This window comes from Micromonospora sp. NPDC093277, assembly GCF_044765245.1.
Taxonomy (GTDB): domain Bacteria; phylum Actinomycetota; class Actinomycetes; order Mycobacteriales; family Micromonosporaceae; genus Micromonospora.
The window spans coordinates 214,457-237,318 of sequence record NZ_JBIWJO010000004.1; the positions used below are offsets into that span (position 1 = coordinate 214,457).

At 71.8% G+C, this 22,862-nt stretch carries 26 protein-coding genes; 18 read left to right on the plus strand and 8 right to left on the minus strand.

The genetic code is table 11. The features are described from left to right. Positions 1-31: 31 nt before the first annotated feature. Positions 32-589: a two-component system response regulator gene (locus ACIRG9_RS11290; RefSeq protein ID WP_402853627.1), complete on the plus strand. Its 558-nt coding sequence runs from the start codon at positions 32-34 to the stop codon at positions 587-589. Positions 590-593: 4 nt separating this feature from the next. Here the strand turns inward: ACIRG9_RS11290 and ACIRG9_RS11295 are convergent, their stop codons facing one another. Continuing rightward, on the minus strand, positions 594-1,100 hold the full coding sequence (locus tag ACIRG9_RS11295) for a GbsR/MarR family transcriptional regulator (protein WP_402853630.1): 507 nt from the start codon (positions 1,098-1,100) through the stop codon (positions 594-596). Between the two features lie 96 nt (positions 1,101-1,196). Here ACIRG9_RS11295 and ACIRG9_RS11300 point away from each other — a divergent pair, with 96 nt between their 5' ends. Then, the gene (locus tag ACIRG9_RS11300; protein ID WP_402853633.1) at positions 1,197-2,099 is read left to right on the plus strand and encodes an ATP-binding cassette domain-containing protein; all 903 of its coding nucleotides are present in this window, start codon (positions 1,197-1,199) and stop codon (positions 2,097-2,099) included. Between the two features lie 156 nt (positions 2,100-2,255). Next, a complete protein-coding gene (locus ACIRG9_RS11305; RefSeq protein WP_402853636.1) occupies positions 2,256-3,848 on the plus strand; it encodes an ABC transporter permease in 1,593 nt (530 codons plus the stop codon). A 174-nt stretch (positions 3,849-4,022) separates the two neighbouring features. Here the strand turns inward: ACIRG9_RS11305 and ACIRG9_RS11310 are convergent, their stop codons facing one another. After that, positions 4,023-4,355 carry an STAS domain-containing protein gene (locus ACIRG9_RS11310; protein WP_402853638.1) on the minus strand — a complete coding sequence of 111 codons (333 nt, stop codon included), beginning with the start codon at positions 4,353-4,355 and terminating at the stop codon, positions 4,023-4,025. Positions 4,356-4,526: 171 nt separating this feature from the next. Between ACIRG9_RS11310 and hemL the strand changes: the two genes are divergently transcribed. From hemL to ccsB, 6 genes are read left to right on the plus strand one after another with little or no spacing between them, the layout of a single operon-like run. Beyond that, positions 4,527-5,864, plus strand: a complete 1,338-nt coding sequence (gene hemL, locus ACIRG9_RS11315; protein ID WP_402853641.1) for a glutamate-1-semialdehyde 2,1-aminomutase — start codon at positions 4,527-4,529, stop codon at positions 5,862-5,864. A 5-nt stretch (positions 5,865-5,869) separates the two neighbouring features. Beyond that, on the plus strand, positions 5,870-6,517 hold the full coding sequence (locus tag ACIRG9_RS11320) for a histidine phosphatase family protein (protein ID WP_402853643.1): 648 nt from the start codon (positions 5,870-5,872) through the stop codon (positions 6,515-6,517). Between the two features lies 1 nt (position 6,518). Then, entirely contained in the window at positions 6,519-7,094 is a 576-nt protein-coding gene (locus ACIRG9_RS11325; RefSeq protein ID WP_402853645.1) for a TlpA family protein disulfide reductase, read from the plus strand. Beyond that, entirely contained in the window at positions 7,094-7,951 is an 858-nt protein-coding gene (locus tag ACIRG9_RS11330; RefSeq protein WP_402853647.1) for a cytochrome c biogenesis CcdA family protein, read from the plus strand. The genes ACIRG9_RS11325 and ACIRG9_RS11330 overlap by 1 nt, the downstream gene beginning before the upstream one ends. Further along, positions 7,951-9,570, plus strand: a complete 1,620-nt coding sequence (locus ACIRG9_RS11335; protein WP_402853650.1) for a cytochrome c biogenesis protein ResB — start codon at positions 7,951-7,953, stop codon at positions 9,568-9,570. Before ACIRG9_RS11330 ends, ACIRG9_RS11335 begins: the two co-directional genes overlap by 1 nt. Then, on the plus strand, positions 9,570-10,562 hold the full coding sequence (gene ccsB, locus ACIRG9_RS11340; protein ID WP_402853652.1) for a c-type cytochrome biogenesis protein CcsB: 993 nt from the start codon (positions 9,570-9,572) through the stop codon (positions 10,560-10,562). The genes ACIRG9_RS11335 and ccsB overlap by 1 nt, the downstream gene beginning before the upstream one ends. Here the strand turns inward: ccsB and ACIRG9_RS11345 are convergent. Continuing rightward, entirely contained in the window at positions 10,555-10,761 is a 207-nt protein-coding gene (locus ACIRG9_RS11345) for a hypothetical protein (protein ID WP_402853655.1), read from the minus strand. The two genes, ccsB and ACIRG9_RS11345, sit on opposite strands and share 8 nt — an antisense overlap. A gap of 203 nt (positions 10,762-10,964) precedes the next feature. Here ACIRG9_RS11345 and ACIRG9_RS11350 point away from each other — a divergent pair, with 203 nt between their 5' ends. The 3 genes from ACIRG9_RS11350 to ACIRG9_RS11360 all read left to right on the plus strand — a co-directional run bounded on the left by ACIRG9_RS11350 (position 10,965) and on the right by ACIRG9_RS11360 (position 13,491). Continuing rightward, complete coding sequence (locus tag ACIRG9_RS11350) at positions 10,965-12,446, plus strand: ATP-binding protein (protein WP_402853658.1); 1,482 nt, start codon at positions 10,965-10,967, stop codon at positions 12,444-12,446. Positions 12,447-12,547: 101 nt separating this feature from the next. Beyond that, positions 12,548-13,312, plus strand: coding sequence for a helix-turn-helix transcriptional regulator (locus ACIRG9_RS11355; RefSeq protein ID WP_402854259.1), 765 nt, complete (start codon positions 12,548-12,550; stop codon positions 13,310-13,312). Further along, positions 13,303-13,491: a DUF397 domain-containing protein gene (locus tag ACIRG9_RS11360; protein WP_402853661.1), complete on the plus strand. Its 189-nt coding sequence runs from the start codon at positions 13,303-13,305 to the stop codon at positions 13,489-13,491. Before ACIRG9_RS11355 ends, ACIRG9_RS11360 begins: the two co-directional genes overlap by 10 nt. A gap of 4 nt (positions 13,492-13,495) precedes the next feature. Here the strand turns inward: ACIRG9_RS11360 and ACIRG9_RS11365 are convergent, their stop codons facing one another. Beyond that, positions 13,496-13,966, minus strand: coding sequence for a MarR family winged helix-turn-helix transcriptional regulator (locus ACIRG9_RS11365; protein WP_402853664.1), 471 nt, complete (start codon positions 13,964-13,966; stop codon positions 13,496-13,498). A gap of 63 nt (positions 13,967-14,029) precedes the next feature. Here ACIRG9_RS11365 and ACIRG9_RS11370 point away from each other — a divergent pair, with 63 nt between their 5' ends. After that, complete coding sequence (locus ACIRG9_RS11370) at positions 14,030-14,590, plus strand: carboxymuconolactone decarboxylase family protein (protein ID WP_402853667.1); 561 nt, start codon at positions 14,030-14,032, stop codon at positions 14,588-14,590. A 61-nt stretch (positions 14,591-14,651) separates the two neighbouring features. Here ACIRG9_RS11370 and ACIRG9_RS11375 read toward each other — a convergent pair whose 3' ends face one another. Next, complete coding sequence (locus ACIRG9_RS11375; RefSeq protein ID WP_402853670.1) at positions 14,652-15,524, minus strand: alpha/beta fold hydrolase; 873 nt, start codon at positions 15,522-15,524, stop codon at positions 14,652-14,654. A 149-nt stretch (positions 15,525-15,673) separates the two neighbouring features. Between ACIRG9_RS11375 and ACIRG9_RS11380 the strand changes: the two genes are divergently transcribed. After that, positions 15,674-17,134, plus strand: coding sequence for a menaquinone biosynthesis decarboxylase (locus tag ACIRG9_RS11380; protein WP_402853673.1), 1,461 nt, complete (start codon positions 15,674-15,676; stop codon positions 17,132-17,134). Further along, positions 17,134-18,048, plus strand: a complete 915-nt coding sequence (gene mqnP / locus ACIRG9_RS11385) for a menaquinone biosynthesis prenyltransferase MqnP (protein WP_402853675.1) — start codon at positions 17,134-17,136, stop codon at positions 18,046-18,048. Before ACIRG9_RS11380 ends, mqnP begins: the two co-directional genes overlap by 1 nt. Positions 18,049-18,115: 67 nt before the next feature. Here mqnP and ACIRG9_RS11390 read toward each other — a convergent pair whose 3' ends face one another. Further along, the gene (locus ACIRG9_RS11390) at positions 18,116-19,066 is read right to left on the minus strand and encodes a terpene synthase (protein WP_402853678.1); all 951 of its coding nucleotides are present in this window, start codon (positions 19,064-19,066) and stop codon (positions 18,116-18,118) included. A 160-nt stretch (positions 19,067-19,226) separates the two neighbouring features. Between ACIRG9_RS11390 and ACIRG9_RS11395 the strand changes: the two genes are divergently transcribed. Beyond that, positions 19,227-19,871 (plus strand): UbiX family flavin prenyltransferase, encoded by a 645-nt coding sequence (locus tag ACIRG9_RS11395; protein WP_402853681.1) that lies wholly within the window; start codon positions 19,227-19,229, stop codon positions 19,869-19,871. Between the two features lie 30 nt (positions 19,872-19,901). On the opposite strand, the gene ACIRG9_RS11400 is transcribed toward ACIRG9_RS11395, so the two are convergent. Continuing rightward, positions 19,902-20,168 carry a BldC family transcriptional regulator gene (locus ACIRG9_RS11400; RefSeq protein ID WP_402853684.1) on the minus strand — a complete coding sequence of 89 codons (267 nt, stop codon included), beginning with the start codon at positions 20,166-20,168 and terminating at the stop codon, positions 19,902-19,904. 270 nt (positions 20,169-20,438) lie between these two features. On the opposite strand from ACIRG9_RS11400, the gene ACIRG9_RS11405 reads away from it, so the two are divergent. Then, positions 20,439-20,897 (plus strand): Lrp/AsnC family transcriptional regulator, encoded by a 459-nt coding sequence (locus tag ACIRG9_RS11405; protein WP_402853687.1) that lies wholly within the window; start codon positions 20,439-20,441, stop codon positions 20,895-20,897. Between the two features lie 67 nt (positions 20,898-20,964). Continuing rightward, positions 20,965-22,056 (plus strand): PLP-dependent cysteine synthase family protein, encoded by a 1,092-nt coding sequence (locus ACIRG9_RS11410; protein ID WP_402853689.1) that lies wholly within the window; start codon positions 20,965-20,967, stop codon positions 22,054-22,056. A gap of 69 nt (positions 22,057-22,125) precedes the next feature. Here the strand turns inward: ACIRG9_RS11410 and ACIRG9_RS11415 are convergent, their stop codons facing one another. Next, a complete protein-coding gene (locus ACIRG9_RS11415; RefSeq protein ID WP_402853692.1) occupies positions 22,126-22,755 on the minus strand; it encodes a putative glycolipid-binding domain-containing protein in 630 nt (209 codons plus the stop codon). Between the last annotated feature and the right edge of the window lie 107 nt (positions 22,756-22,862).

The following is a 22,862-nucleotide window of genomic DNA, read 5'->3' on the forward strand; positions in this document are numbered from 1 at the left end:
GCGCCGCCGTGGAGCGGAGCGAGGCGGCGGCGTGAGTCAGATGGCCAAGGCGCTGCTGGTGGATGACCGGCGGGAGAACCTCATGGCCCTGGAGGCGATCCTCCAGGGGCTTCCGGTGCAGTCGGTCGCCGTGGAGAGCGGCGAGGCGGCGCTGAAGCAGCTCCTGGTCGACGACTTCGCGGTGATCCTGCTCGACGCCCAGATGCCCGACATGGACGGCTTCGAGACGGCCACCCACATCAAGCGGCGGGAGCGGACCCGGCACGTACCGATCATCTTCCTCACCGCGGCGGACCGGGACGCCCAGCTCGCCCTGCGCGGCTACGCGGTCGGTGCGGTCGACTACCTGACCAAGCCGTTCGACCCGTGGGTGCTGCGGGCGAAGGTGTCGGTCTTCGTGGAGCTGTGGGTGAAGACCCGCCAGCTCGCCGCCCAGTCGGATCTGGTGCGGGAGCGGGAAACCCAGTGGCGGGCGCTCACCGACGCGGTGGACGAGGCCACGGCCCTGCTCCGCGCCGACGACGGCCCGGAGTCCCGGGACCGCGCGGTGGACATCCTGGAGCAGGCCCGCTGGGGAAACCCGGGCTGATCTCTCAGGCGGCCGGGCCGCCGTGCCCGGTCGCGGCGCGCCGGGACCGCCACCGCTCGCCGAGGCCGTCGATCTCCTCCTGTACGAAGACGAAGAAGTCCCGCATCTCGGCCACCCGCTCGCCGGACGGGGTGTCCCGTCCGAGTAGCGCCTCCACGCCGCCGTTGGCGATGTCGATGAAGTTCTTGTAGAGGCCGGTCTTGGTGATGGTGGCCTCGTACCAGGGGTTGTCCGGCATCCGGTAGCGGTCCCGCCGGGAGCCCTTGACGGGCTCGCGGACCAGGATGGCGAACTGGGTCAGGTAGCGGACCGCGCCGGAGACCGCCGCCGCGCTGACCCCGAGCCGTTCGCCGATCTCGGCGGCGGTGAGCGGCTCGTCCGCGCTCATCACGGTGAAGAGCACCCGGCCGGCCATCCGGGGGAAGCCGACGTCCGCGAAGGCCATCGCCATCCGTTCGACGAAGAGGTGCACCTCTTCCTCGTTTCGGTCCGGGCGGTGGTCGTCGGGCATCGGCGCTGGCTCCTCGCGTTAAAAGGGTGTGAAAGTGATGGTGCCTCAACCAACACTGTCTTCACAAGTTTATGAAACGAGCGTAGCTTCCGAAGCATGGAAACCCCGATTGAGGTGTCCGGCCTGGTGAAGACCTTCGGCCGGACCCGGGCACTCGACGGACTCGACCTCACCGTCCGCGCCGGGGAGGTGCACGGCTTTCTGGGCCCCAACGGCGCCGGCAAGTCGACCACCATCCGGGTGCTGCTCGGTCTGCTGCGGCCTGACGCGGGAGCCGTCCGGTTGCTCGGCGGCGACCCGTGGCGCGACGCCGTCGCCCTGCACCGCCGCCTCGCGTACGTCCCAGGCGACGTCACCCTCTGGCCGAGCCTCACCGGTGGCGAGGTGATCGACCTGCTCGGCCGGATGCGCGGCGGGCTCGACCCGAAGCGCCGCGCCGAACTGCTGGAGTCCTTCGAACTCGACCCGCGCAAGCGGGGCCGGGCCTACTCGAAGGGCAACCGGCAGAAGGTCGGCCTGGTCGCCGCGCTCGCCTCCGACGTCGAGCTGCTGATCCTCGACGAGCCGACCTCCGGGCTGGACCCGCTGATGGAGGAGGTCTTCCAGCACTGGGTGCGCGGGGCCAAGCAGGACGGCCGCACCGTGCTGCTCTCCAGCCACATCCTGGCCGAGGTGGAGGCGCTCTGCGACCGGGTGACGATCATCCGCAACGGCGTCGCCGTCGAGTCCGGCACCCTCGACGAGCTGCGTCACCTCCAGCGCACCTCGATCGAGGCCGAGATCGTCGCCCCACTGGACGGGCTGGCCGACCTGCCCGGCGTGCACGACCTGCGGGTGGACGGCAACCGGGTGCGCTTCGACGTGGACACCGCCGCGCTGGAGACCGCGCTGCGCCGGCTCACCGAGCTGGGCGTACGCAGCCTGGTCAGCCAGCCGCCGACGCTGGAGCAGCTGTTCCTGCGCCACTACGAGACGGCACCCACCGAGGTGTCGGCATGAGCGAGCGTCAGCGAGTGAATCATCGTTGCGGTGCGGTCGGGCCTTGTGCGGCTGCCGAGCGGAGCGAGGCGGACGCATGAGCGAGCGTCAGCGAGTGAATCATCGTTGCGGTGCGGTCGAGCCTCGTGCGGCTGCCGAGCGGAGCGAGGCGGACGCATGAGCACGCTCACCGGAACACGCCACCTGGCCCGGCTGATCCTGCGCCGGGACCGCTTCGTGCTGCCGCTCTGGGTGCTGCTGCTCGCAGTCCTCCCGGCCACGTACGCGGCCAGCTTCTTCGAGCTGTTCCCGACCGAGGCCCAGCGGGCGGCGTACGCCGCCGGCACCGCCCGCAACCCGTCGATCGTCGCGCTGCTCGGCCCGGTGTACGGCGACAGCATCGGCGCGCTCACCGCCCAGCGCAGCGGGCTCATGCTGGTGATCATCGGGCTGGCCAGCCTGCTCACCGTCGTCCGGCACACCCGGAGCGAGGAGGAGGCCGGCCGGCGGGAGCTGCTCAGCGGCACGGTGCTCGGCCGGCACGCCGGGCTGACCGCCGCGCTGCTCGTGACGTACGCGGCCGACCTGCTGCTCGGTCTGATCACCGCGGCCGGGCTGGTCTCCTCCGGGCTCCCGGCCGGCGGCTCGTACGCGTACGGCCTCGCCACCGCGCTGACCGGCATCGTCTTCGCCACCATCGGCGGGCTGGCCGCCCAGCTCACCGAGTCGGCGGGCGGGGCGCGGGGCATCGGGATCGCGATCCTCGGGGCCGCCTTCGGGCTCCGGCTCGTCGGCGACACCGCCACGCACGACTGGCCGAGCTGGCTCTCGCCGCTGGGCTGGGCGGCCCGCGTGCGGGCGTACGAGGGGGAGCGCTGGTGGGTGCTGGCGCTGCCGCTGGCCGCGACGGTGCTGTTCGCCGCGCTCGCGTACCCGCTGTCGGTGCGCCGCGACCTGGGCGCCGGCCTGCTGCCACCCCGCCTGGGGCCGGCCACCGCCGGGCGGGCCCTGTCCGGGTCGTTCGGGTTGGCCTGGCGGCTGCACCGGGGGCCGATCCTCTGGTGGTCGGTCGGCTTCGGCCTGCTCGGGCTGATCCTGGGCGGGGCGGCGCAGGCCGCCGGCCGGTCCCTCGAAGGCAACGCCCAGCTGGAGGAGATCATGGCCCGGCTCGGTGGGGCCTCGGGCCTGGCCGACGCGTACCTCGGTGCGACGCTGAGCCTGGCCGGCCTGGCTGCGGCCGGGTACGGCGTGCAGGCCGCGCTGCGGATGCGGTCGGAGGAGACCGACGGGCGGGCCGAGCCGCTGCTCGCCACCGAGACGCGCCGCTCGACCTGGCTGCTGTCCCACGTGGTGTTCGCGCTGCTCGGGCCGGTGGTGGTGCTGGCCGTGACCGGTCTCGCCACCGGCCTGACCTACGGGCTGAGCGTGCACGATGTGCCGCGTGAGCTGCCCCGGATGGTCGGCGCCGGGCTGGCCCAGGTGCCCGCGGCCTGGGTGCTGGCCGGGCTCGCGGTGCTGCTCTACGGTCTGCTGCCCCGGCTCGCCTCGGTGGCCTGGGCGATCCTGGCGGTCTGCGTGCTGCTCGGCCAGCTCGGCGCGGTGCTGAAGCTGAGCCAGTGGCTGCTGGACGTCTCCCCGTTCACCCACACCCCGCAGGTGCTCAGGCCCCAGTGGAGCGCCACCCCCCTCTGGACCCTGGCCACCGTGGCCCTGGCCCTGGCAGCAGCCGGCGTAGCCACCTTCCACCGCCGCGACATCCCCACCACCTAACCCCCCCACCCCCCACCCCACCCCCACCACCCCACCCCCACCCGGGTCCGGCACCGTTGATCATGAGGTTGGCGCCCTCCGCGTCGGCGTGTCGCGCCGCTAACCTCATGATCAACCGCCGGGCCCGGGGGTGGGGTGGGGGTGGGCCGGGAGGGGTGGGGGTGGGGGTGGGGGTTAGGGGGCGGTTTCGTTGCGGATCATCAGGGCTGAGCGGAGGCCGGTGATGTCCAGGACGCGGAGCAGGAAGTCGCCGACGTTGCTCAGGACCAGCAGGCTCTGCGCGTGACTGGCCTTGCGGCTGAGCACCACCAGGGTGCCGAGGCCCTGCGAGTCGCAGAAGGTCACCCCGCCCAGGTCGAGCACGATGCGCGGCGGCGGATCGGCCAGCACCTCATTGACAACGGTCGACAGCTGGGCGGCCGTGAGCATGTCGATCTCACCGGCGAGGCGAAGCACGGCTTCATCGCCCGTCCGGTGTACCGTGATGGACAGTTCGGCACGATCCACCCGGTCACCCTATCGCGATCTCGACCACCCGGCCCGCTGAGCCACCGCCCCCTGCTGTCCCGTTTCGGACGGCCCGAGCGTGAGTCCGGGCGGGCCCGAGCGTGAGTCTCGTAACCCCCTGAGCGGGGTGGCTGCCGACCAGCAGCCCGACGCTGACACAATGGCGGCATCGTGAGCGATATGTTTTCCGCCGGATCCGGCCGGTACCCGGCCGACGCACCGGCCTCCGAGGCCCTGTTCGACCGCGCCAAGGCCATCGTGCCCGGCGGGGTGAATTCTCCTGTGCGCGCGTTCCGTGCCGTGGGCGGCACTCCGCGTTTCATGGTGCGGGGGGAGGGTCCCTGGCTGTTCGACGCCGATGGTCGCCGCTACGTCGACCTGGTCTGTTCCTGGGGGCCGCTGGTTCTCGGCCACGCCCACCCGGTGGTGGTGGAGGCGTTGCGGGAGGCCGCGGCACTCGGTACCAGCTTCGGCACCCCGACCCCGGGTGAGGTCGACCTGGCCGAGGAGATCATCGCGCGTACCCCGGTGGAGCAGGTCCGGCTGGTCAACTCGGGCACCGAGGCGACCATGTCGGCGATCCGGCTGGCCCGTGGCTTCACCGGCCGCGCCAAAATCATCAAGTTCTCCGGCTGCTATCACGGGCACTCGGATGCGCTGCTCGCCGCCGCCGGCTCCGGCGTGGCCACCCTCGGCCTGCCCGACTCGCCCGGCGTGACCGGGGCCGCCGCCGGCGACACCATCGTGCTGCCGTACAACGACCTCACCGCCGTCGAGGCTGCCTTCGCCGCCGAGGGCCAGCACATCGCCGCGATCATCACCGAGGCGGCCGCCGGCAACATGGGCGTGGTCGCCCCGCGGGACGGCTTCAACCAGCACCTCGCCCGGATCGCCCACGCGTACGGCGCGCTGCTCATCGTCGATGAGGTGATGACCGGGTTCCGGGTCTCCCGCGCCGGCTGGCACGGTCTCGACCCGTCCGACGCCGACCTGTGGACGTACGGGAAGGTCATGGGCGGTGGCCTGCCCGCCGCGGCGTTCGGCGGGCGCGCGGAGATCATGGCGAAGCTGGCCCCGGCCGGCCCGGTCTACCAGGCCGGCACCCTCTCCGGTAACCCGCTGGCCTGCGCCGCCGGCCTGGCCACGCTCCGCCTCGCCGACGAGGCGCTCTACCGCAAGCTCGACGAGACGGCCGCCGTGGTGAGCAAGCTCGCCGCCGACGCGCTGGCCGCCGCCGGGGTCCCGCACCGCCTGTCGTACGCGGGCAACATGTTCTCGATCTTCTTCACCGACGCCGACGTGGTCGACTACGACAGCGCCCGCACCCAGCAGGTGCCCGCGTTCAAGGCGTTCTTCCACGCGATGCTCGCCGCCGGCGTCTACCTGCCGCCGAGCGCGTTCGAGGCGTGGTTCGTGTCGGCGGCGATCGACGACGCCGCCCTGGAACAGATCGCCGATGCCCTGCCCGGCGCGGCGACGGCGGCGGCAGCGGCGGGACACGGGGGGTAACAGGCGTGAGCGAGACGGTGGTCCACGTGCTGCGGCACGGCGAGGTGCACAACCCGGACGGCATCCTCTACGGCCGGTTGCCGGGTTTCCGTCTCTCTGAGCTGGGCGTCCAGATGGCCAAGGCGGCCGCTCAGGCGCTCGCCGACAAGACCGTGGTGCACGTGGCTGCCAGCCCGCTGGAACGCGCGCAGCAGACCGCCGAGCCGATCGCCGGGCAATTCGGCCTGCCGGTCGGGGTGGACGAGCGGCTGATCGAGAGCGCCAACTTCTTCGAGGGCAAGAAGGTCTCGCCGGGCGACGGCTCGTTCCGCGACCCGCGTAACTGGTGGGTGCTGCGCGACCCGGTCACCCCGTCCTGGGGCGAGGCGTACCGGGCCATCGCCGAGCGGATGTTCGCCGCGCTGCACGCCGCCCGGATCGCCGCCGAGGGGCGCGAGGCCGTGCTGGTCTCCCACCAGCTGCCCATCTGGACCCTGCGCCGGTACGTCGAGCACAAGCGGCTCTGGCACGACCCGCGTAAGCGGCAGTGCGGGCTGGCGAGCCTCACCTCGTTCCACTTCGACGGCGCCAAGATCGCCGGCATCGGCTACTCCGAGCCGGCCGCCCACCTGATCGCGATGTCGGCGACGGCCCGGACGGCCAAGGGGGCCTGAGATGCCCGGCCGGAGGACGCTCGCTGCCCTGCTCGCCGCCGCCACCGCCGGCGCGGCCCTGGTCGGTTGCTCCGCCGGCAACCAGGAGAGCCGGTGCACGAGTGACGGCCTCACCATCACCTGCGCGCCCGACCAGCGGTCGAAGACCCCGAAGGTGAGCGGTGAGCTGCTCACCGGCGGCAGCTACGACGTCTCCCGCGACCGCGGGCAGGTGGTCGTGGTCAACTTCTGGGGCTCCTGGTGCGCGCCCTGCCGGGCCGAGGCCGACGACCTGGAGGCCACCTACCAGGCCACCAAGGCGTCCGGGGTGACCTTCCTCGGCATCAACACACAGGACAGCAAGGACAAGGCGATCGCCTTCGAGGAGGGCCGGGTCACGTATCCGAGCATCTTCGACCCGGCCAGCCGGCAGGCGCTCAACTTCGACATCCCGCCGAACACCACCCCGGCGACGGTCGTGCTCGACCGGGACGGCCGGATCGCGGTGGTGATCCGCAGAGCCGTCACCCAGGACGAGCTGCGACCGGTCGTCGAGCGGATCGCCGCCGAGCAGCCGGCGCCCAACGGATCCCGCTGATGGGCGAGACGTTCCGCCAGCTCGCCGAGTCCGGTCCGCTGCTGCTGGCCGTCGGCGCGGCGGCCCTCGCCGGACTGGTCAGCTTCCTCTCCCCCTGCGTCCTCCCCCTGATGCCCGGCTACCTGTCGTACGTAACCGGCCTGGCCGGCACCGACCTGGAGGGCCGAGCGGCCAGGAAGGGCCCCCTGTTAACGCCTCCGGTGGAGGACGGGGCCCCGGTCAACACCGGCGGTGGCGGGGTGGGCGTCGCGGCGCCCCCGGCGCGGCCGGTGGCGGCCGTGAAGGGGCGGGTGCTCGCCGGCACGCTGCTCTTCATCGCCGGCTTCACCGCCGTCTTCGTCACCACCGCGATCCTGGTCTCCGGCATCGGCCGGGCGTTCTTCCAGCACCAACGCACGCTGGAGACCGTCATCGGTGTGCTGATCGTGGTGCTCGGGCTCAGCTACCTCGGGGTGATTCCCGGCCTGCAGCGCGAGTTCCGGATCCAGCGGCTGCCCGCCGCCGGCCTGCTCGGCGCGCCGGTCCTCGGCGCGGTCTTCGCGCTGAGCTGGGTGCCCTGCACCGGCCCGACGCTCGGCGCGGTGCTCGGCATGGCGGCCGCGGAGGGCAAGACCGACCGGGCGGTGTTGCTCGCCGTGGCGTACTGCCTGGGGTTGGGGACACCGTTCGTCGTCTTCGGGTTGGGCTTCCATCGCCTGCTCGGGGTGTTCCGCGCGGTCCGCCGCAACAGCCGCTGGGTCACCCGGATCGGTGGCGTCCTGCTGATCCTGATCGGCCTGGCGCTGGTCACCGGCGGCTGGCAGGACTTCGTGATCTGGCTGAAGACGCACGTGGGCCCGGGCGAGGTGAGCATCTGATGACGACGGTGGACGACCGGCCGTCCGCGCCGCCCGCCGGAGCGCCCCGGCGACGGGTCAACCCGGTGCTCGCCCTGCTGCGCAACTCGTGGCGTCAGCTCACCAGTATGCGTACCGCGCTGATCCTGCTCTTCCTGCTCGCGGTCGCCGCCATCCCCGGCTCGGTGCTGCCACAGCGCGGGGTCAACCCGGAGAAGGTCAACCAGTGGTTCGTCGACCACCCCGACCTGGCCCCCCGGCTCGATCAGCTCGGCATGTTCGAGGTGTTCGGCTCGGTCTGGTTCTCCGCGATCTACCTGCTGCTCTTCACCTCGCTGGTCGGCTGCATCCTGCCCCGGGCCCGCGACCACGTCCGGGCGCTGCGCCGCCGGCCGCCGGCCGCGCCGAAGCGGCTCGACCGGCTGCCGCAGCACGCGGTGCTGGAGGCGCCGGCCGCCGCCGACCCCGAGGCGATCGCGGCGGTGCTGCGCCGCCGTCGCTGGCGGGTCGTGGTACGCGACAACGAGGTCTCCGCCGAGAAGGGCTACCTCAAGGAGACCGGCAACCTGATCTTCCACGTGTCGCTGGTCGCCGTCCTGTTCGGCGTCGCGGTCGGCTCGTGGTACGGCTGGCACGGCAACCGGATCCTCGTGTCCGGCGCGGACAACGCCTTTTGCAACACCCGCCAGCAGTACGCCGAGGCGTCGCTCGGCCCGCGGGTGGACAGCGCCGACCTGCCCCCGTTCTGCCTCACCCTCGACCGGTTCGAGGCGGACTACCTCCCGTCCGGGCAGCCGAAGCGCTTCTGGGCGACGGTGACGGTGGACGAGCCGGACGGGTCGACGCGGACCGCCGGCTTCTCGGTGAACTCGCCGCTGCGGCTCGGCCCGGCCAACGTCTACCTGCTCGGCAACGGGTACGCGCCGATCCTGAAGTACACCGACAGGTACGGCCGCAGCCAGACCAGCACGGCGCCCTTCCTGCGTACCGGCGACCCGAACGCGACCGAGGAGGGCGTGGCCGCCTTCCCGGACGCGAACGTCGACCCGAAGACCGGCCAGCGTGCGGCCGACCAGCAGGTCGCCTTCGACGGTCTCTACCTGCCCACCGCGCCGGACCGCGCGCCGTTCGTCTCGTCCCAGTTCCCCGGGGAGCGCAACCCGGCGGTGGTGCTGGTCGCGTACCAGGGCAACCTCGGGTTGGACGCCGGCATCCCCGGCTCGGTCTACAAGCTCGACCAGCGGCAGATCGACAACGGCAAGCTGAAGCAGGTCGGCGACAAGAAGCTGGGCCTGGGCGAGAAATGGACCCTGGACGACGGCAGCACGCTGGAGTTCGTCGGCACCAAGCCGTACATCACCGTCTCCGTCCGATACGCCCCCGGGCAGACGTTGATGCTCGGCGCCTGCGTGACGCTGCTGCTCGGCCTGATGGGTTCCCTCTTCGCCCGGCGGCGGCGGGTCTGGTTCCGGGTTTCGCCCCCCGAGGGTGGATCTCCGACGGCCGGTAGTAGCTTGGTGGAGGCCGGTGGGCTGCCGCGCACCGAGCATCCAGGGTTCGCCGACGAGTTCGCGCAGCTCGTCGCCGCGGTCAGCGACGACGAGCGAGACGACCTGCGGGCGCGAGAAGGAGACGAGTGATGTCCGCACTCTCCGACCAGCTGGTCACGTACGCGATCCTGGCGTACCTGGTCGCGATGATCAGCCACGCCGTCGAGTACGCGCTGGGCAACGCCCGGGCGGTGTCGGCGAGGGTCGCCGCCCCGGCCCGCGAGTTGGTCGGCGCGGGCGTCGGCGGTGCCGGTGGCACCGATGCGACGGTGCCGGCCCCGCCCGCCGCCCCGACCGAGACCCGGCCCGTCCGCTCGGCCGCGCGGGGCGCGCTGGCCGGACAGATCGCCGGCTGGGTCACCGCGCTCGCCGCCGTGCTGCACCTGGGCGCGCTGATCACCCGGGGTCTCGCCGCCGAGCGGATGCCCTGGGGCAACATGTACGAGTTCGTGCTGACGGTCACCTTCATCGGGGCCGTCGCCTGGCTGGCGCTGCTCTGGAAGCGCCCGCAACTGCGCCGGCTCGGGCTCTTCCTGACCCTGGTCATGGTGCTGCTGCTGGCGTTCGCCGAGCTGAAGCTCTATGTGCAGGTCACGCCGCTGATGCCGGCGCTCCAGTCGTACTGGTTCATCATCCACGTGTCGACGATCGTCTTCGCCTCCGGCATCTTCCTGCTCGGCGTGGTGCCGGCGGCCTCGTACCTGATGCGGGCCGGCTGGGAGCAGGGCCGGCGGAGCTTCCCGTACACCCTGGCCCGCCGGCTGCCGGCGGCGGCCGGCCTGGAGCGGCTGACCTTCACGCTGCACGCGTTCGCGTTCCCGGTCTTCACCTTCGCGGTGATCGCCGGGGCGATCTGGGCCGAGGCGGCCTGGGGTCGGGCCTGGGGCTGGGACCCGAAGGAGACCTGGGCGTTCATCTCCTGGGTGGTGTACGCGGGCTACCTGCACGCCCGGGCCACCCCGAGCGTCAAGCGGAACGTGGCCACCTGGATCTCGATCCTGGGCTTCCTGACCATGCTGATGAACCTGTTCGGGGTCAACTTCTTCTTCACCGGCCTGCACTCGTACGCCGGCGTCAACTGATCCTCGTCCGGCGTCGATCGGTGAGCACCCGGTCGACGCCGAGCGTCACCTGGTAGGCGATCTCGGGGACGTCGGCCAGCTCGATCCGCTCGGCCCGCATGGCCAGCTGCGCGTGCAGCTCGCGGGCCACCGCGTCCCGGATCTCCTGGAGCAGCGGGGTCAGGCCGTCGGGGTCGCCCACCACATACGCGTCACTCATACCCGTATCTTCCCGCCGCGAGCCGTAGCCGCCTTCGCTCCCGCCCGGACCAGGTCGTGATCGACTCCGTGCGCGAGATGCGGTGGTCTCGGCGAGGGCCGAATGCCGCCAAGTGCGCGGCATGGAGTGGATCCCCACGCCCAGAGCAAGATGTAGGACTACACTTCTAAGAAGTGTAGTCCTATGAAATGCGGTGGCCTCAGGTGACTCAACTGCAGAAGCCGAAGGGGATCTTCGACCGGGACGTCGAGTGGGCGGAGCTGACCCGCTTCGCCGCCGACGAGCGCCCGGGCGCGACCCTCGGGGTCGTGAGCGGCCGCCGCCGCCAGGGCAAGACGTTGCTGCTTTACGAGCTGGCTCAGGCCACTGACGGCTTCTACTTCGGGGCCACCGAGGCCACGGCGGCGGAGTCGCTTCGGCGGCTCGGCGAGGCGCTCGGCGCACACACAGGCGCGCCAGGACCGCTTCAGCTGGCCGATTGGAGCGCGGCGGTGGATGCGCTGCTCGCCCTGGGTCGGGAACGCCCGGTGACCGTGGTCATCGACGAGTTCCCGTATCTGGTCCGCGCGGCCCGCGACCTTCCGTCGATCATCCAGCACGCGCTTACGCCAGGACGGCCCGAACGCACGCAGTCCCGTGCCCGTCTGCTGCTCTGCGGATCGGCCCTGTCCTTCATGGGTGGCCTGCTCGCCGGGTCCGCGCCGCTGCGGGGCCGGGCCGGCCTGGAACTGCCGGTGCAGCCGCTGGACTACCGGGCCGCCGCGGCCTTCTGGGGCATTGAGGACCCGTTGCTGGCCGTGAGGGTCTTTTCCATCGTGGGTGGGACGCCGGCCTACCGTCGCGAATACGTCCAGGACGATGCGCCGGACGGTCCGGAGGACTTCGACAGTTGGGTGGTGCGGGCAGTCCTCAACCCGGCCCGCCCGTTGTTCCGGGAGGCGCGTTACCTGCTTGCCGAGGACCCAGATCTGCGGGACACCGCTCTCTACCACTCCGTGCTCGCGGCGGTTGCCGAAGGCAACGCCAGTCGGGGCGGGATTGCCGGCTACATCGGGCGCAAGGCGAACGACCTGCAACATCCACTGACCGTGCTGGAGGACGCCGGCCTGCTGGTGCGGGAACCGGATCCGCTCCGGAGCGGACGCAGCAGCTACCGGATCACCGAACCGCTCATCACCTTCTACCAGGCCGTCATGCGACCCGCCTGGACCGCGCTCGAACAGCGTCGTGGCGGGGACGTCTGGCGTCGTTCGAAACGCCGTTACACCAGTGCCGTCCTTGGCCCCCGGTTCGAGGAGATTGTCCGGCAGTGGACCATCCGCTTCGCCGACCCTGACGTCTTCGACGGCATCGTCGCGGAGGCCAGTGCCGCGACCGTGACGGATCCGTCCACTCGAACCAGTCACGAGCTGGATCTCGTCGCCCTCGGTGAGCCGCCGCTCGGTGACGGAGCGCGCCCGCTGCTCGGGATCGGTGAGGTGAAGTTGGGTCGGCGGCTGGGCCAGGCGGACCTGGAACGGTTGCGGCGCGTGCGGGAGCTGCTTGTCCGCCGCCCCGGGATTGACGCGACCCCTAGCCGCCTGCTGCTGGCGAGCGGGGAAGGATTCACCGACGAGCTGCGGCGAGCAGCCGCAGACCGGCCCGACGTCGTCCTCGTCGACGCGGCCGGGCTCTACTCGGACTGACGGGCTTCCCCGCAGCGGCCGACCTCCGGGTGGCACCTGCAAGTGCTCTCCAGCGTCGAGGGCGGATTCTCCATTTCTCTTCCAGGGCTCGGGCGGCGGGGCTGACAGAGCGCCGGGTCGCGGCCGGGTTGAGCCAGGAGGAGTACGGTCGTCGCATCCACTATTCGACGTCGCTGATCTCGGCGGTGGAGTTGGGGCACACCGCGCCCAAACTCGACTTCCTGAGGCGCGCCGACGACGTCTTCGACACCGGCGGGCTCTTCGTCGCGCTTCGGGAGCTGGGCCGCCGGGAACGGGAACCGGTCTGGTTCCGGCCCTGGCTGGAGGCGGAACGGGAGGCCACCCAGCTGCGTTGCTTCGAGCCCATGATGGTGCCGGGCCTGTTGCAGACGGCCGACTACGCGCAGGCGGTGTTCCGGCTCGATCCCACCCTCACTCCCGACCGGGTGGAGGAGATGGTGGCGGCCCGGCTCGACCGGCAGGCGATCCTCGACCGGGAGGACCCGCCCCACCTGACCGCCGTGATCGACGAGACGGCCCTGCGCCGCTTCGGCGAGGACGGTGTGGACGTGCTGGTGGGCCAGCTCCGGCACCTGTTGGCCTGCGCCCGGCGTCCGCACGTCAGCGTGCACGTGCTGCCGCAGGGCACCGGGCTGCATCCCGGCCTGCTCGGCCCGTTCATCCTCGGGTGTTCGGCCGACGGGGGCTGGACGGCCTTCCTCGACAACCAGATCGGCGGCACGGTGGTGGACGACGTCGAGGGGGTGGCGGTGCTGCTCGGACGGTGGGAGAGTCTGCGTAGTGACGCGCTGCCCCGGCAGCAGTCGATCGGCCTGATCGAGGAGATCTTGAAGCCATGGACCTGACCGGCGCCCACTGGCGCAAGTCCAGCCGGAGCGGCAACAACAGCGGCGCGTGTGTCGAGGTCGCCGACAATCTGCCCGGCCGGGTGCACGTACGGGATTCCAAGGACCGTGCCGGCGCGATGCTGACCTTCTCGCCGAGCGCCTGGCGGGCCTTTGTGGAGCTGGCCGGAGGCCGCTGAGAGTTCACGCACCGAACCAGCCGGGGACGTCGAGGCGGAAAACCTCGGCCGGGGTCATCCGGTGCAGGTCGTCCTCCAGCGCCGCGACCCGGTCGACACCGAGGGTCGCCACCCAGCGGTCCCGGAGTTGGTCGAAGACGACCGCGGAGCGGCGCAGCCCGTCCAGCCCGCGCTCGGTCAGCCGGACCAGCTTGCGCCGGGCGTCGGCGGGATCGTCGGCGCGTTCCAGGTAGCCGAGCGCCACCAGCCGGTCGACGGTCTTGCCGGCCGCCTGTTTGGAGACGCCGAGGCGCTGGCCCAGCTCGCCCGCGGTGGTGCCGGCCACGCCGACCGCCTGGAGGACGAAGCCGTGCACCGGGCGCAGGTCGGGGTGCCCCTGATGGGCCAGCTCGGCGTGCAGGTCGTCGATGAGCGTACGGAAGCCGGCGAGCAGGAGCAGGGGAAGCACGAAGCCGGGGCGGTCAGGCGTTGCCATGTTCGACAACCCCGTTTACTATTTGGTCAACCACGTTGACTATTCTACCTGGGAGGGCTCGGTATGTCCCGACCCGTCTTCACCGCACACACCCTCGACACCGCGCCCGCCGCGGCCCGCGCCACCATGACGGGCGTCCACCGCAATCTCGGCCACCTCCCCACCGCCGTCGCCCTGATGGCCGAGTCCCCGGAGCTGCTCAAGGGCTTCCTTACCGCCAACGCCGTCTTCGAGGCCAGCGACCTCGACCCGGTCGCTCGCGAGGTGGTGGTCTTCACCGTCGCCACCCGCAACGAATGCCACCTCTGCGTGGCCATGCACACCGCTGCGCTCACCCGGCAGGGCGCCGACCCGGAGCTGATCGAAGCCCTGCGGGCCGGCGCGGAGCTGCCCGACCCGCGACTGGAGGCGCTCCGCCGGTTCACCCTGGCCGTGCTCGATCACCGGGGCGCGGTCTCGGACGGCGAACTGGACACCTTCCTCGCCGCCGGGTGGCAACCCCGGCACGCGTTGGACGTGGTGCTCGGCGTCGGGACGTACACCATCTCCACCTTCGCCAACCGGCTCACCGGCGCGCCGGTCGACCCGCCGCTGGCCGCGTACGCCTGGGAGCCGGCCGCCTGAGACGGTGAACCCGACCGCGCGGGGCGAGGCCTCGGCGGCGGTCCGGTCCTCACCGGCGGGGTCAGCCGCGGAGGAACGGCAGCAGCAGGGCGGCCAGTTCCGCCGGGCGCTCCTCGAACAGCCAGTGGCCGCAGTCCTCGACCACCTCGCCGGTGACCGTGTCGGCGTACCGGCGCACCTGTTCGGCGACCTGCGGGCCGAGGCTGGCCCGGGCACCCACGGCGAGCACCGGCATGGGTAGCCGGTTCGACCGGTACGCCGCGTTGTCCTCGACGTCCCGCCCGAACGCCCGGAAGTAGCCGAAGCCGGCCCGCAGGTGCGCCTCGTCGCGCAGGTGCCGGGCGTACTCCTCGATGACGTCGGGGCCGAGGCTGCCCTTGTTGACCATGATGGAGTCGCTGAAGCGGTCCACCCAGAGCGCCTCCCGGCCGGCGACGAGCTGCTCCGGCAGGCCGTTGGGGACGTTGAAGAAGCCGAAGTTCCACACCGCCGGGCCCGCGGCGGTCAACGCGGGGATGGCGTAGATGCTCTCGTCGGGGATCGGCGCCTCGGTGAGCACCAGCCGGGCGACCGAGTCGGGCTGGGCGGCGGCGTAGGCGTACGCGACCATGGTGCCCAGGTCGTGGCCGACCAGGCGGATCTCCTCGGCCAGGCCGAGCCCGCTGAGCAGCCCGTGCAGCTCGGCGGCGACGGTCTTCTTGTCGTACCCGTCGGGCGGGGCGTCGCTGTCCCCGAAGCCGCGCAGGTCGGGGGCGATCACCTCGTACGACTCCGCCAGTTCCGGCAGCAGGTGCCGCCACATCCGCCAGCACTGCGGGTAGCCGTGGAGCAGCACCACCGTGGGCCCCCGGCCGCCCCGGACGTAGTTCCACGTCACGTCGCCGACCCGGGCCCGCTGCTCGGTGAACCCCGCTGGCATCCGTCCGTCGCCCATACGGCCGCCCTTCCGTCGCACCGGGCCGCTCGACTACCCGCCCGGCCGCCGCCCATGCCGCCGGTGTCAACAAGGGGACCCTGCTCTACCAGAGGCGTTAACAAGGGGCCCTTCCTCGCAGCGCAGCCCGGTGGGGGAGACTGGCGGGTATGGCGGCTCGTGGGTTTCCGTACACGGATCTGAAGGACTTCCTCGCGGCGCTGGAGCGCGCGGGCGAGCTGCGGCGGGTGAGTGTCCCGGTCGACCCGACGCTGGAGATCAGCGAGATCGTGACCCGGACGGTCCGGGCCGGCGGCCCGGCGCTGCTGTTCGAGCGGCCGACCCGGGGCGAGATGCCGCTGGCGATCAACCTGTTCGGCACCGAGAAGCGGATGGCGATGGCGCTCGGCGTCGACTCGCTGGACGAGATCGGCGAGCGGATCGGCGGCCTGATCAAGCCGGAGCTGCCGGTCGGCTGGTCCGGCATCCGTGAGGGCCTCGGCAAGGTCATGCAGCTCAAGTCCGTCCCGCCGCGCAAGGTGAAGACCGCGCCCTGCCAGCAGGTGGTCTACCGGGGTGACGACGTCGACCTGAACCGGCTGCCCGGGCTCCAGGTCTGGCCGGACGACGGCGGCATCTTCCACAACTTCGGGCTGACCCACACCAAGCACCCGGAGAGCGGCAAGCGCAACCTCGGCCTCTACCGCCTCCAGCAGCACGGCCGGAACACGCTGGGCATGCACTGGCAGATCCACAAGGACTCCACCGCCCACCACGCGGTCGCCGAGCGGCTCGGTCAGCGGCTCCCGGTCGCCATCGCGATCGGCTGTGACCCGGTCGTCACGTACGCGGCCACCGCGCCGCTGCCCAGCGACATCGACGAATACCTGTTCGCCGGGTTCCTGCGTGGCGAGCGGGTGGAGATGGTCGACTGCCTGACCGTGCCGCTGCAGGTGCCGGCGCACGCCCAGGTGGTGCTGGAGGGCTACCTGGAGCCCGGCGAGCGGCTGCCCGAGGGGCCGTTCGGCGACCACACCGGCTTCTACACCCCGGTCGAGCCGTTCCCGGTGCTGCACGTCGAGACCATGACCATGCAGCGCGACCCGGTGTACCACTCGATCGTCACCTCCAAGCCGCCGCAGGAGGACCACGGCCTCGGCAAGGCCACCGAACGGATCTTCCAGCCACTGCTCAAGCTGATGATCCCGGACATCGTCGACTACGACCTGCCGGCCGCCGGGGTCTTCCACAACTGCGCGATCGTGTCGATCCGCAAGCGCTACCCGAAGCACGCGCAGAAGGTGATGAACGCGATCTGGGGCGCGCACCTGATGTCGCTGACCAAGCTGATCGTGATCGTCGACGAGGACTGCGACGTGCACGACTACGCCGAGGTCGCCTTCCGCGCCTTCGGCAACGTCGACTACGCGCGCGACCTGCTGGTCACCGAGGGCCCGGTGGACCACCTCGACCACTCGTCGTACCAGCAGTTCTGGGGCGGCAAGGCGGGCATCGACGCCACCCGCAAGCTGCCCGCCGAGGGCTATACCCGGGGCTGGCCGGAGGAGATGACCATGACGCCCGAGGTGGTCTCGCTGGTCGACAAGCGCTGGAAGGAGTACGGGATCTGATGGCCGCCGTCGCTGAGGCCCCGGTGGTACGTCCGGGCCGGGTCAAGTCCTTCCTCAAGCTGGTCGCGATCGAGCACTCGGTCTTCGCGCTGCCGTTCGCGTACCTGTCGGCGCTGACCGCGATGCGGGTCGACGGCGGGCACGTCCGCTGGGTCGACCTGCTGCTGATCACCGTGGCGATGGTCGGGGCGCGCACGTTCGCCATGGCCGCCAACCGGATCCTCGACCGGCGGATCGACGCGCGGAACCCGCGTACCGCCAACCGGGAACTGGTCACCGGGGCGGTGAGCCTGCGGACGGCCTGGACCGGCGCGGCGGTCGCGCTGGTGGTCTTCCTCGCCACCGCCGCCCTGCTCAACCCGCTCTGCCTGGCGCTCGCGCCGCTCGCCGTGGTGCCGCTGGTCGTCTACCCGTACGGCAAGCGGTTCACCAACTGGCCGCACGCCATCCTGGCGATCGCCCAGGCGGTCGGGCCGGTCGGCGCGTGGCTGGCGGTCACCGGCACCCTCGCCGGCTCCTGGCCGGCCTGGCTGCTCGGCGCGGCCGTGGGCCTGTGGATCGGCGGCTTCGACCTGATCTACGCCTGCCAGGACGCCGACGTCGACCGGCGGATCGGGGTGCACAGCGTCCCCGCCCGGTACGGGCTGCGCTTCGCGCTGCACGCCTCCACCGTGGCGCACGTGGTGACCTTCGCGCTGTTCCTCTGGTTCGGCGCGCTGGTCGGGTTCGGCTGGCTCTGGTGGATCGGGCTGGCGTTCACCGCGCTCGCCTTCGGCTACCAGCACCTGGTGGTCAGCCCGACCGACCTGAGCAAGGTCAACCGGGCGTTCTTCACCGCCAACGGCTTCGTCGGCATCGCGCTGTTCGTCTTCGCCCTGCTCGACCTGGTGGTTCGCCTCGACCTGCACCCGTGAGCCGGCCGCCGCGGTCTGTTAACAGGGGGCCCCTGCTCTACCGGAGGCGTCAAGAAGGGGCCCTTCCTTACCCGTACCGGGCGCTTTCGAGGGTCCAGTCGACGGTGCCGCGGACGGCGTTGGCCACCCCGTCGAGATGGGCGGTGATCGACTCGTCCAGCGCGGGCCCGAAGGACGGTACGGCGGCGCGCAGCGCCAGGAAGCGCGCCATCTCGCCGCGCCAGCGGTCGGCGACCAGGTCCACCGCGTCCGTCACCGGCACGCCCCGCTCGGCGGCCACCGCCAGCACCAGGTTGTGGCCGCCGGCGCTGGCCCGGTCCCGCTCCAGCGAGGCGATGTCGTTGAACCAGGAGAGCAGGTCGTTGGCGATGTCGGCGAGCTGGCGCAGCGCGGGGTGGTGGTAGACCGCGTCGGGCAGCGGCCGGCCGGTCGCGAACTCGATCAGGGGGTACGACACGTACGCCGCCGAGGTGGCCCGGCGCAGTTCCACGTACTCGTCGACCCCGGGCGGCCGGCCGGCGGACCTGGCGACCGCCTCCCGCCACGCGCCGTCGAGATGGTGGGCGACGGCGTCGGTGAAGCGGAGCCGCCAGCGGGCCGGCATCCGGCGTCGGGGCTCCCGCCACCCCTGCACGAGCAGCCGGCGCAACGGGCCGGCGAAGCCGGGATGCCGGGCGCGGGAGCCCTGCCGGAGCAGGGTGAGCACGCCGTCCCGCAGGGCCCGGATCCGCGCCGGGTCCGGCTGCCCCGGCCCGTCGCAGCTGTCGTCCACCAGGAAGAACCAGGTGAACAGGGCGGTCAGCACGCGCAGGTCGGGTTCGTCGGCGTCCGGGTGGAGTCGGCCGGCGTACCGGGCGAAGCCGGCGCGGGCCAGCCGTTCCCGGGCGGCGGCGTCCGGCGGCAGCCCGAGACGGTCGAGTTGGCCGGTCAGCCACTGCTGCACCGGCTCGGCGTGCGGGGAGAGTCGGGGCGCGATCGGGCAGGCGGAGCGCAGTGACCGGAGCACGGCTGCCGTCATCACCGATCCCTTCCACCGACCGTGGCTCGTCGACGGAAGCATGGCAGGTTCGTGGGATTCCCACGCGACCAGAGGACATGCACCAACAAACAGGACAGCTCGGACCGGTCCACCGGGGGTGCCCGCCCGGCGCTCCGGCCGACCAGGCACGCTTGACGGTATGCGCGAACCATGGGTGGTGGGCGTCTCCGGGGCATCCGGCACGCCGTACCCGGCCGCCGTCGTCCGGGGCCTGCTCGACGCCGGTGAGGCGGTCGACCTGATCGTCTCCCGGGCCGCCCGGCTGACCATCCTGGACGAGACCGGACGTCCCTTCCGGGACGCGCACTGGGCCGACGACCTGGCCGCCTGGTTGGACCGCGACCTCGCCGGCACGGACCTGCGGTTCTGGCCCGCCGGCGACCTGGCGGCGGGGCCGAGCAGCGGCTCCTACCGGGTACGCGGGATGGCCGTCGTCCCGGCCAGCACGGCCGCCTGCGCCGGCATCGCCATCGGGCTCTCCAAGGACCTGTTGCAGCGCGCCGCCGAGGTGAACCTCAAGGAACGGCGGCCCGTGGTCGTGGTGCCACGAGAGACCCCGGTGACCCGCAGCCACCTGGAACACCTCGTCACGCTGCACGACGCCGGTGCCGTCGTACTGCCCGCCAGCCCCGGCTTCTACGGCGCCGGCGCGACGGCCTCCGCCCAGCAGCTGGTCGACTTCGTGGCCGGCAAGGTGTTGGACGCGCTCGGTGTGCCGCACACGCTCTTCCGACGCTGGTCCGGTGAACTGGCGGCGGCCCGACGGGACGCGGACCGCACCTGACGGCCGGTCCGCGTGCCGATCGGCACCAGGTCAGTACAGACCGGCGTTCGCCGGTCCGGGGCCGGTCGAGGCGGTCGGTCCCGTATTACGCGGCCTGCTCATATCCTCCGCCTCGTCCAGCATGCCCTCCCCCTCAAGCAGGGCTCGCACCTCGGATTCCCGAAACCGGCGATGCCCGCCTGGAGTCCGGATGCTGCCTATCCGGCCGGCCGCTGCCCATCTCGTCACGGTCTTCGGGTCAACCCGAAACAGCGCGGCGACCTCACCCGGTGTCAGCAGGCGATCTCCAGTGTCCACAGCCCCCTCCTCGCGTCGACGAAGCCCCCGGCTGAACACACTGCCCCCGGCCGGTGCGAGCCCAGAGCCGTCATGAGGGACGTATGGCAATTACAGCACCGGCGACCTGGCCTGTCCGTCAAAACGCGAAAAACGCACGGAGTGAGAAGTTAGTAAATGGTACCGGCGGAGAACCCCAGTGACTGCGACTTTGGGAAGCCCTTACCAACTGTCAGGTTCAGCTGATGCCCGGCGTAGGGCGGTACGCCCGAACGGATAGGGTCACACTCCGTGGACGCGATCGACCTCAGCCTCGTGGAACTGCTACGCGGCAACGCACGCCTGTCGTACGCCGAGCTGGCCCGCCAGGTCGGCCTCTCCGCCCCGGCCGTGCACGAGCGGGTCGGCAAGCTGGAGGCGAGCGGGGTCATCCGGGCGTACCGGGCCGAGGTGGAGCCGGAGGCGATCGGGCTCCGGGTCACCGCGCTGATCGGCATCGTGGAGGACTCCGACGCCGACACCGACGACGTGCTGGACGCGTTCCGGCAGATGCCCGAGATCGAGTCCTGCTACTTCATGGCCGGGGTCGAGTCGTTCCTGCTCAAGGCGCGGGTAGGCACCATCGCCGAGCTGGAGCAGCTGATTGTCCGGCTGAACCGGACGCCCGGGGTCGCCTCCACCCGTACCGGCATCGCCCTGTCGACCAAGTGGGAGAACCGCCCCCAGCCGGTCGAGCCGCCCGCCTCCTGACGGCTGGCGCGGTCGGAGCGCCGGGCCTGCCGAGATACGAGCTGACCTCGCTTGTAACGTTGCCGGCGTGACTCATCTCGACCGATGTGACGAGGCCAGCCGAGCCTGGGTGACCGAGGCGATCGCCACGGTCGAGGCGGACGCCAACCGCTCCGCCGACACCCACCTGCTGCCCTTCCCGCTACCCAGGGAATGGGGGATCGACCTCTATCTCAAGGACGAGTCGGTGCACCCCACCGGCTCGCTCAAACACCGGCTGGCCCGCTCGCTCTTCCTGTACGGCCTCTGCAACGGCTGGATCGGCCCGGCGACCACGATCGTCGAGGCGTCGTCCGGCTCGACCGCGGTCTCCGAGGCGTACTTCGCCCGGATGCTGGGACTGCCGTTCATCGCGGTGATGCCCGCCGCCACCTCGCCGGAGAAGATCGCCCAGATCGAGTTCCAGGGTGGGCGCTGCCACCTGGTCGACGACCCGGCCAGGGTGGTGATCGAGGCCCGCTGGCTGGCCGAGGACGCCGGTGGGCACTACATGGACCAGTTCACGTACGCCGAGCGGGCCACCGACTGGCGGGGCAACAACAACATCGCCGAGTCGATCTACGCGCAGCTCGCGCTGGAGCGGCACCCCGTGCCGGCGTGGATCGTGGTGGGAGCCGGGACCGGCGGCACCAGCGCCACCATCGGCCGGTACGCCCGCTACCGCCGGCTGCCCACCAAGCTCTGCGTGGTCGACCCGGAGAACTCCGCCTTCTTTCCGGCCTGGCAGGCCGCCGACTGGTCGATCCGGACCAACCGGGGCTCCCGGATCGAGGGGATCGGCCGCCCCTGCGTCGAGGCGTCCTTCCTTCCCTCGGTGGTGGACCGGATGCTCCAGGTGCCGGACGCCGCCTCGCTGGCCGCCATGCGGGCCGGCTCGGCGGTGCTCGGCCGTCGGGTGGGCGGATCCACCGGCACCAACCTGTGGGGGGCGTTCGGGCTGATCGCGGAGCTGCTCGCCGCCGGGCGGACCGGGTCGGTGGTCACCCTGATCTGCGATGCCGGTGACCGCTACGCGGACACGTACTACGCCGACGGTTGGGTGGCCGCCCAGGGCCTCGACCTCGCCCCCCACCGGGCCACCATCGACCTCTTCCTCACCACCGGCACCTGGCCCGCCTGAAAGGAAGGGCCCCTTCTTGACGCCTGCGGTAGAGAAGGGAGCCCTTCCCACAACGGATGGCGGGTGAGGTCAGCGAGGGGCGATCCGCTCGGCCAGGCCGGGGTAACGGACCACGTAACCGTCCGGGTCGACGTCCAGGTCGGCGGTGAAGGTGTCGCTGGCGAAGCGGACCCGGCCCGGCCCGAGTGAGGTGTAGACCTGGTCGGCCGGCAACACGACCAGGCCGGGCAGCAGCACCCAGGCCACGGTGACCCGCCGGGCGTGCTCCACCGGGAGCCGGCCCAACCCGATCCGGCGTATCGGAAGGGTGTTGAAGAGCGGCGAGCCGGTCAGGTCGAGGTCGAGCGCGTCGGCCAGCCGGTCCGGTTCCTCGATGCCCGGCAGGCCGGCCGGCGGATGCCCGGCCGCCCGCAGCGCCGCGTCCAGGTCGCCCGCCTCGCCGGTGCGCACCCGCCATCCGTCCTCGGCCTTCTCCAGGCGTACGCTGCGCGCCCAGTCGGCACCCTCGACGTCGGCCTCCAGCGAGGTGGCGGACCAGTCCGCGCCGGCGGTCAGCTGGTACCGGCAGGTGTAGGGGACGGGGTCGGCGGCGAGCAGCACGCCCCACGCGACGACGCTCTCGCGATCGTCCACGATGGCATGCTCGGATCCGGCGGTGTCGGTCCTGGACCAGAAGAGCGACTTCGGCAGAGTCGGCATGAACCGGACATTACGCCACGTGCTGGGTCTCGCGCTGAGAGATCTTGGAAGGAAGTGCCCCGGTAGGGCCGATTCCTTCCTGCCACCCGACGAGGTGCGGCATGTGG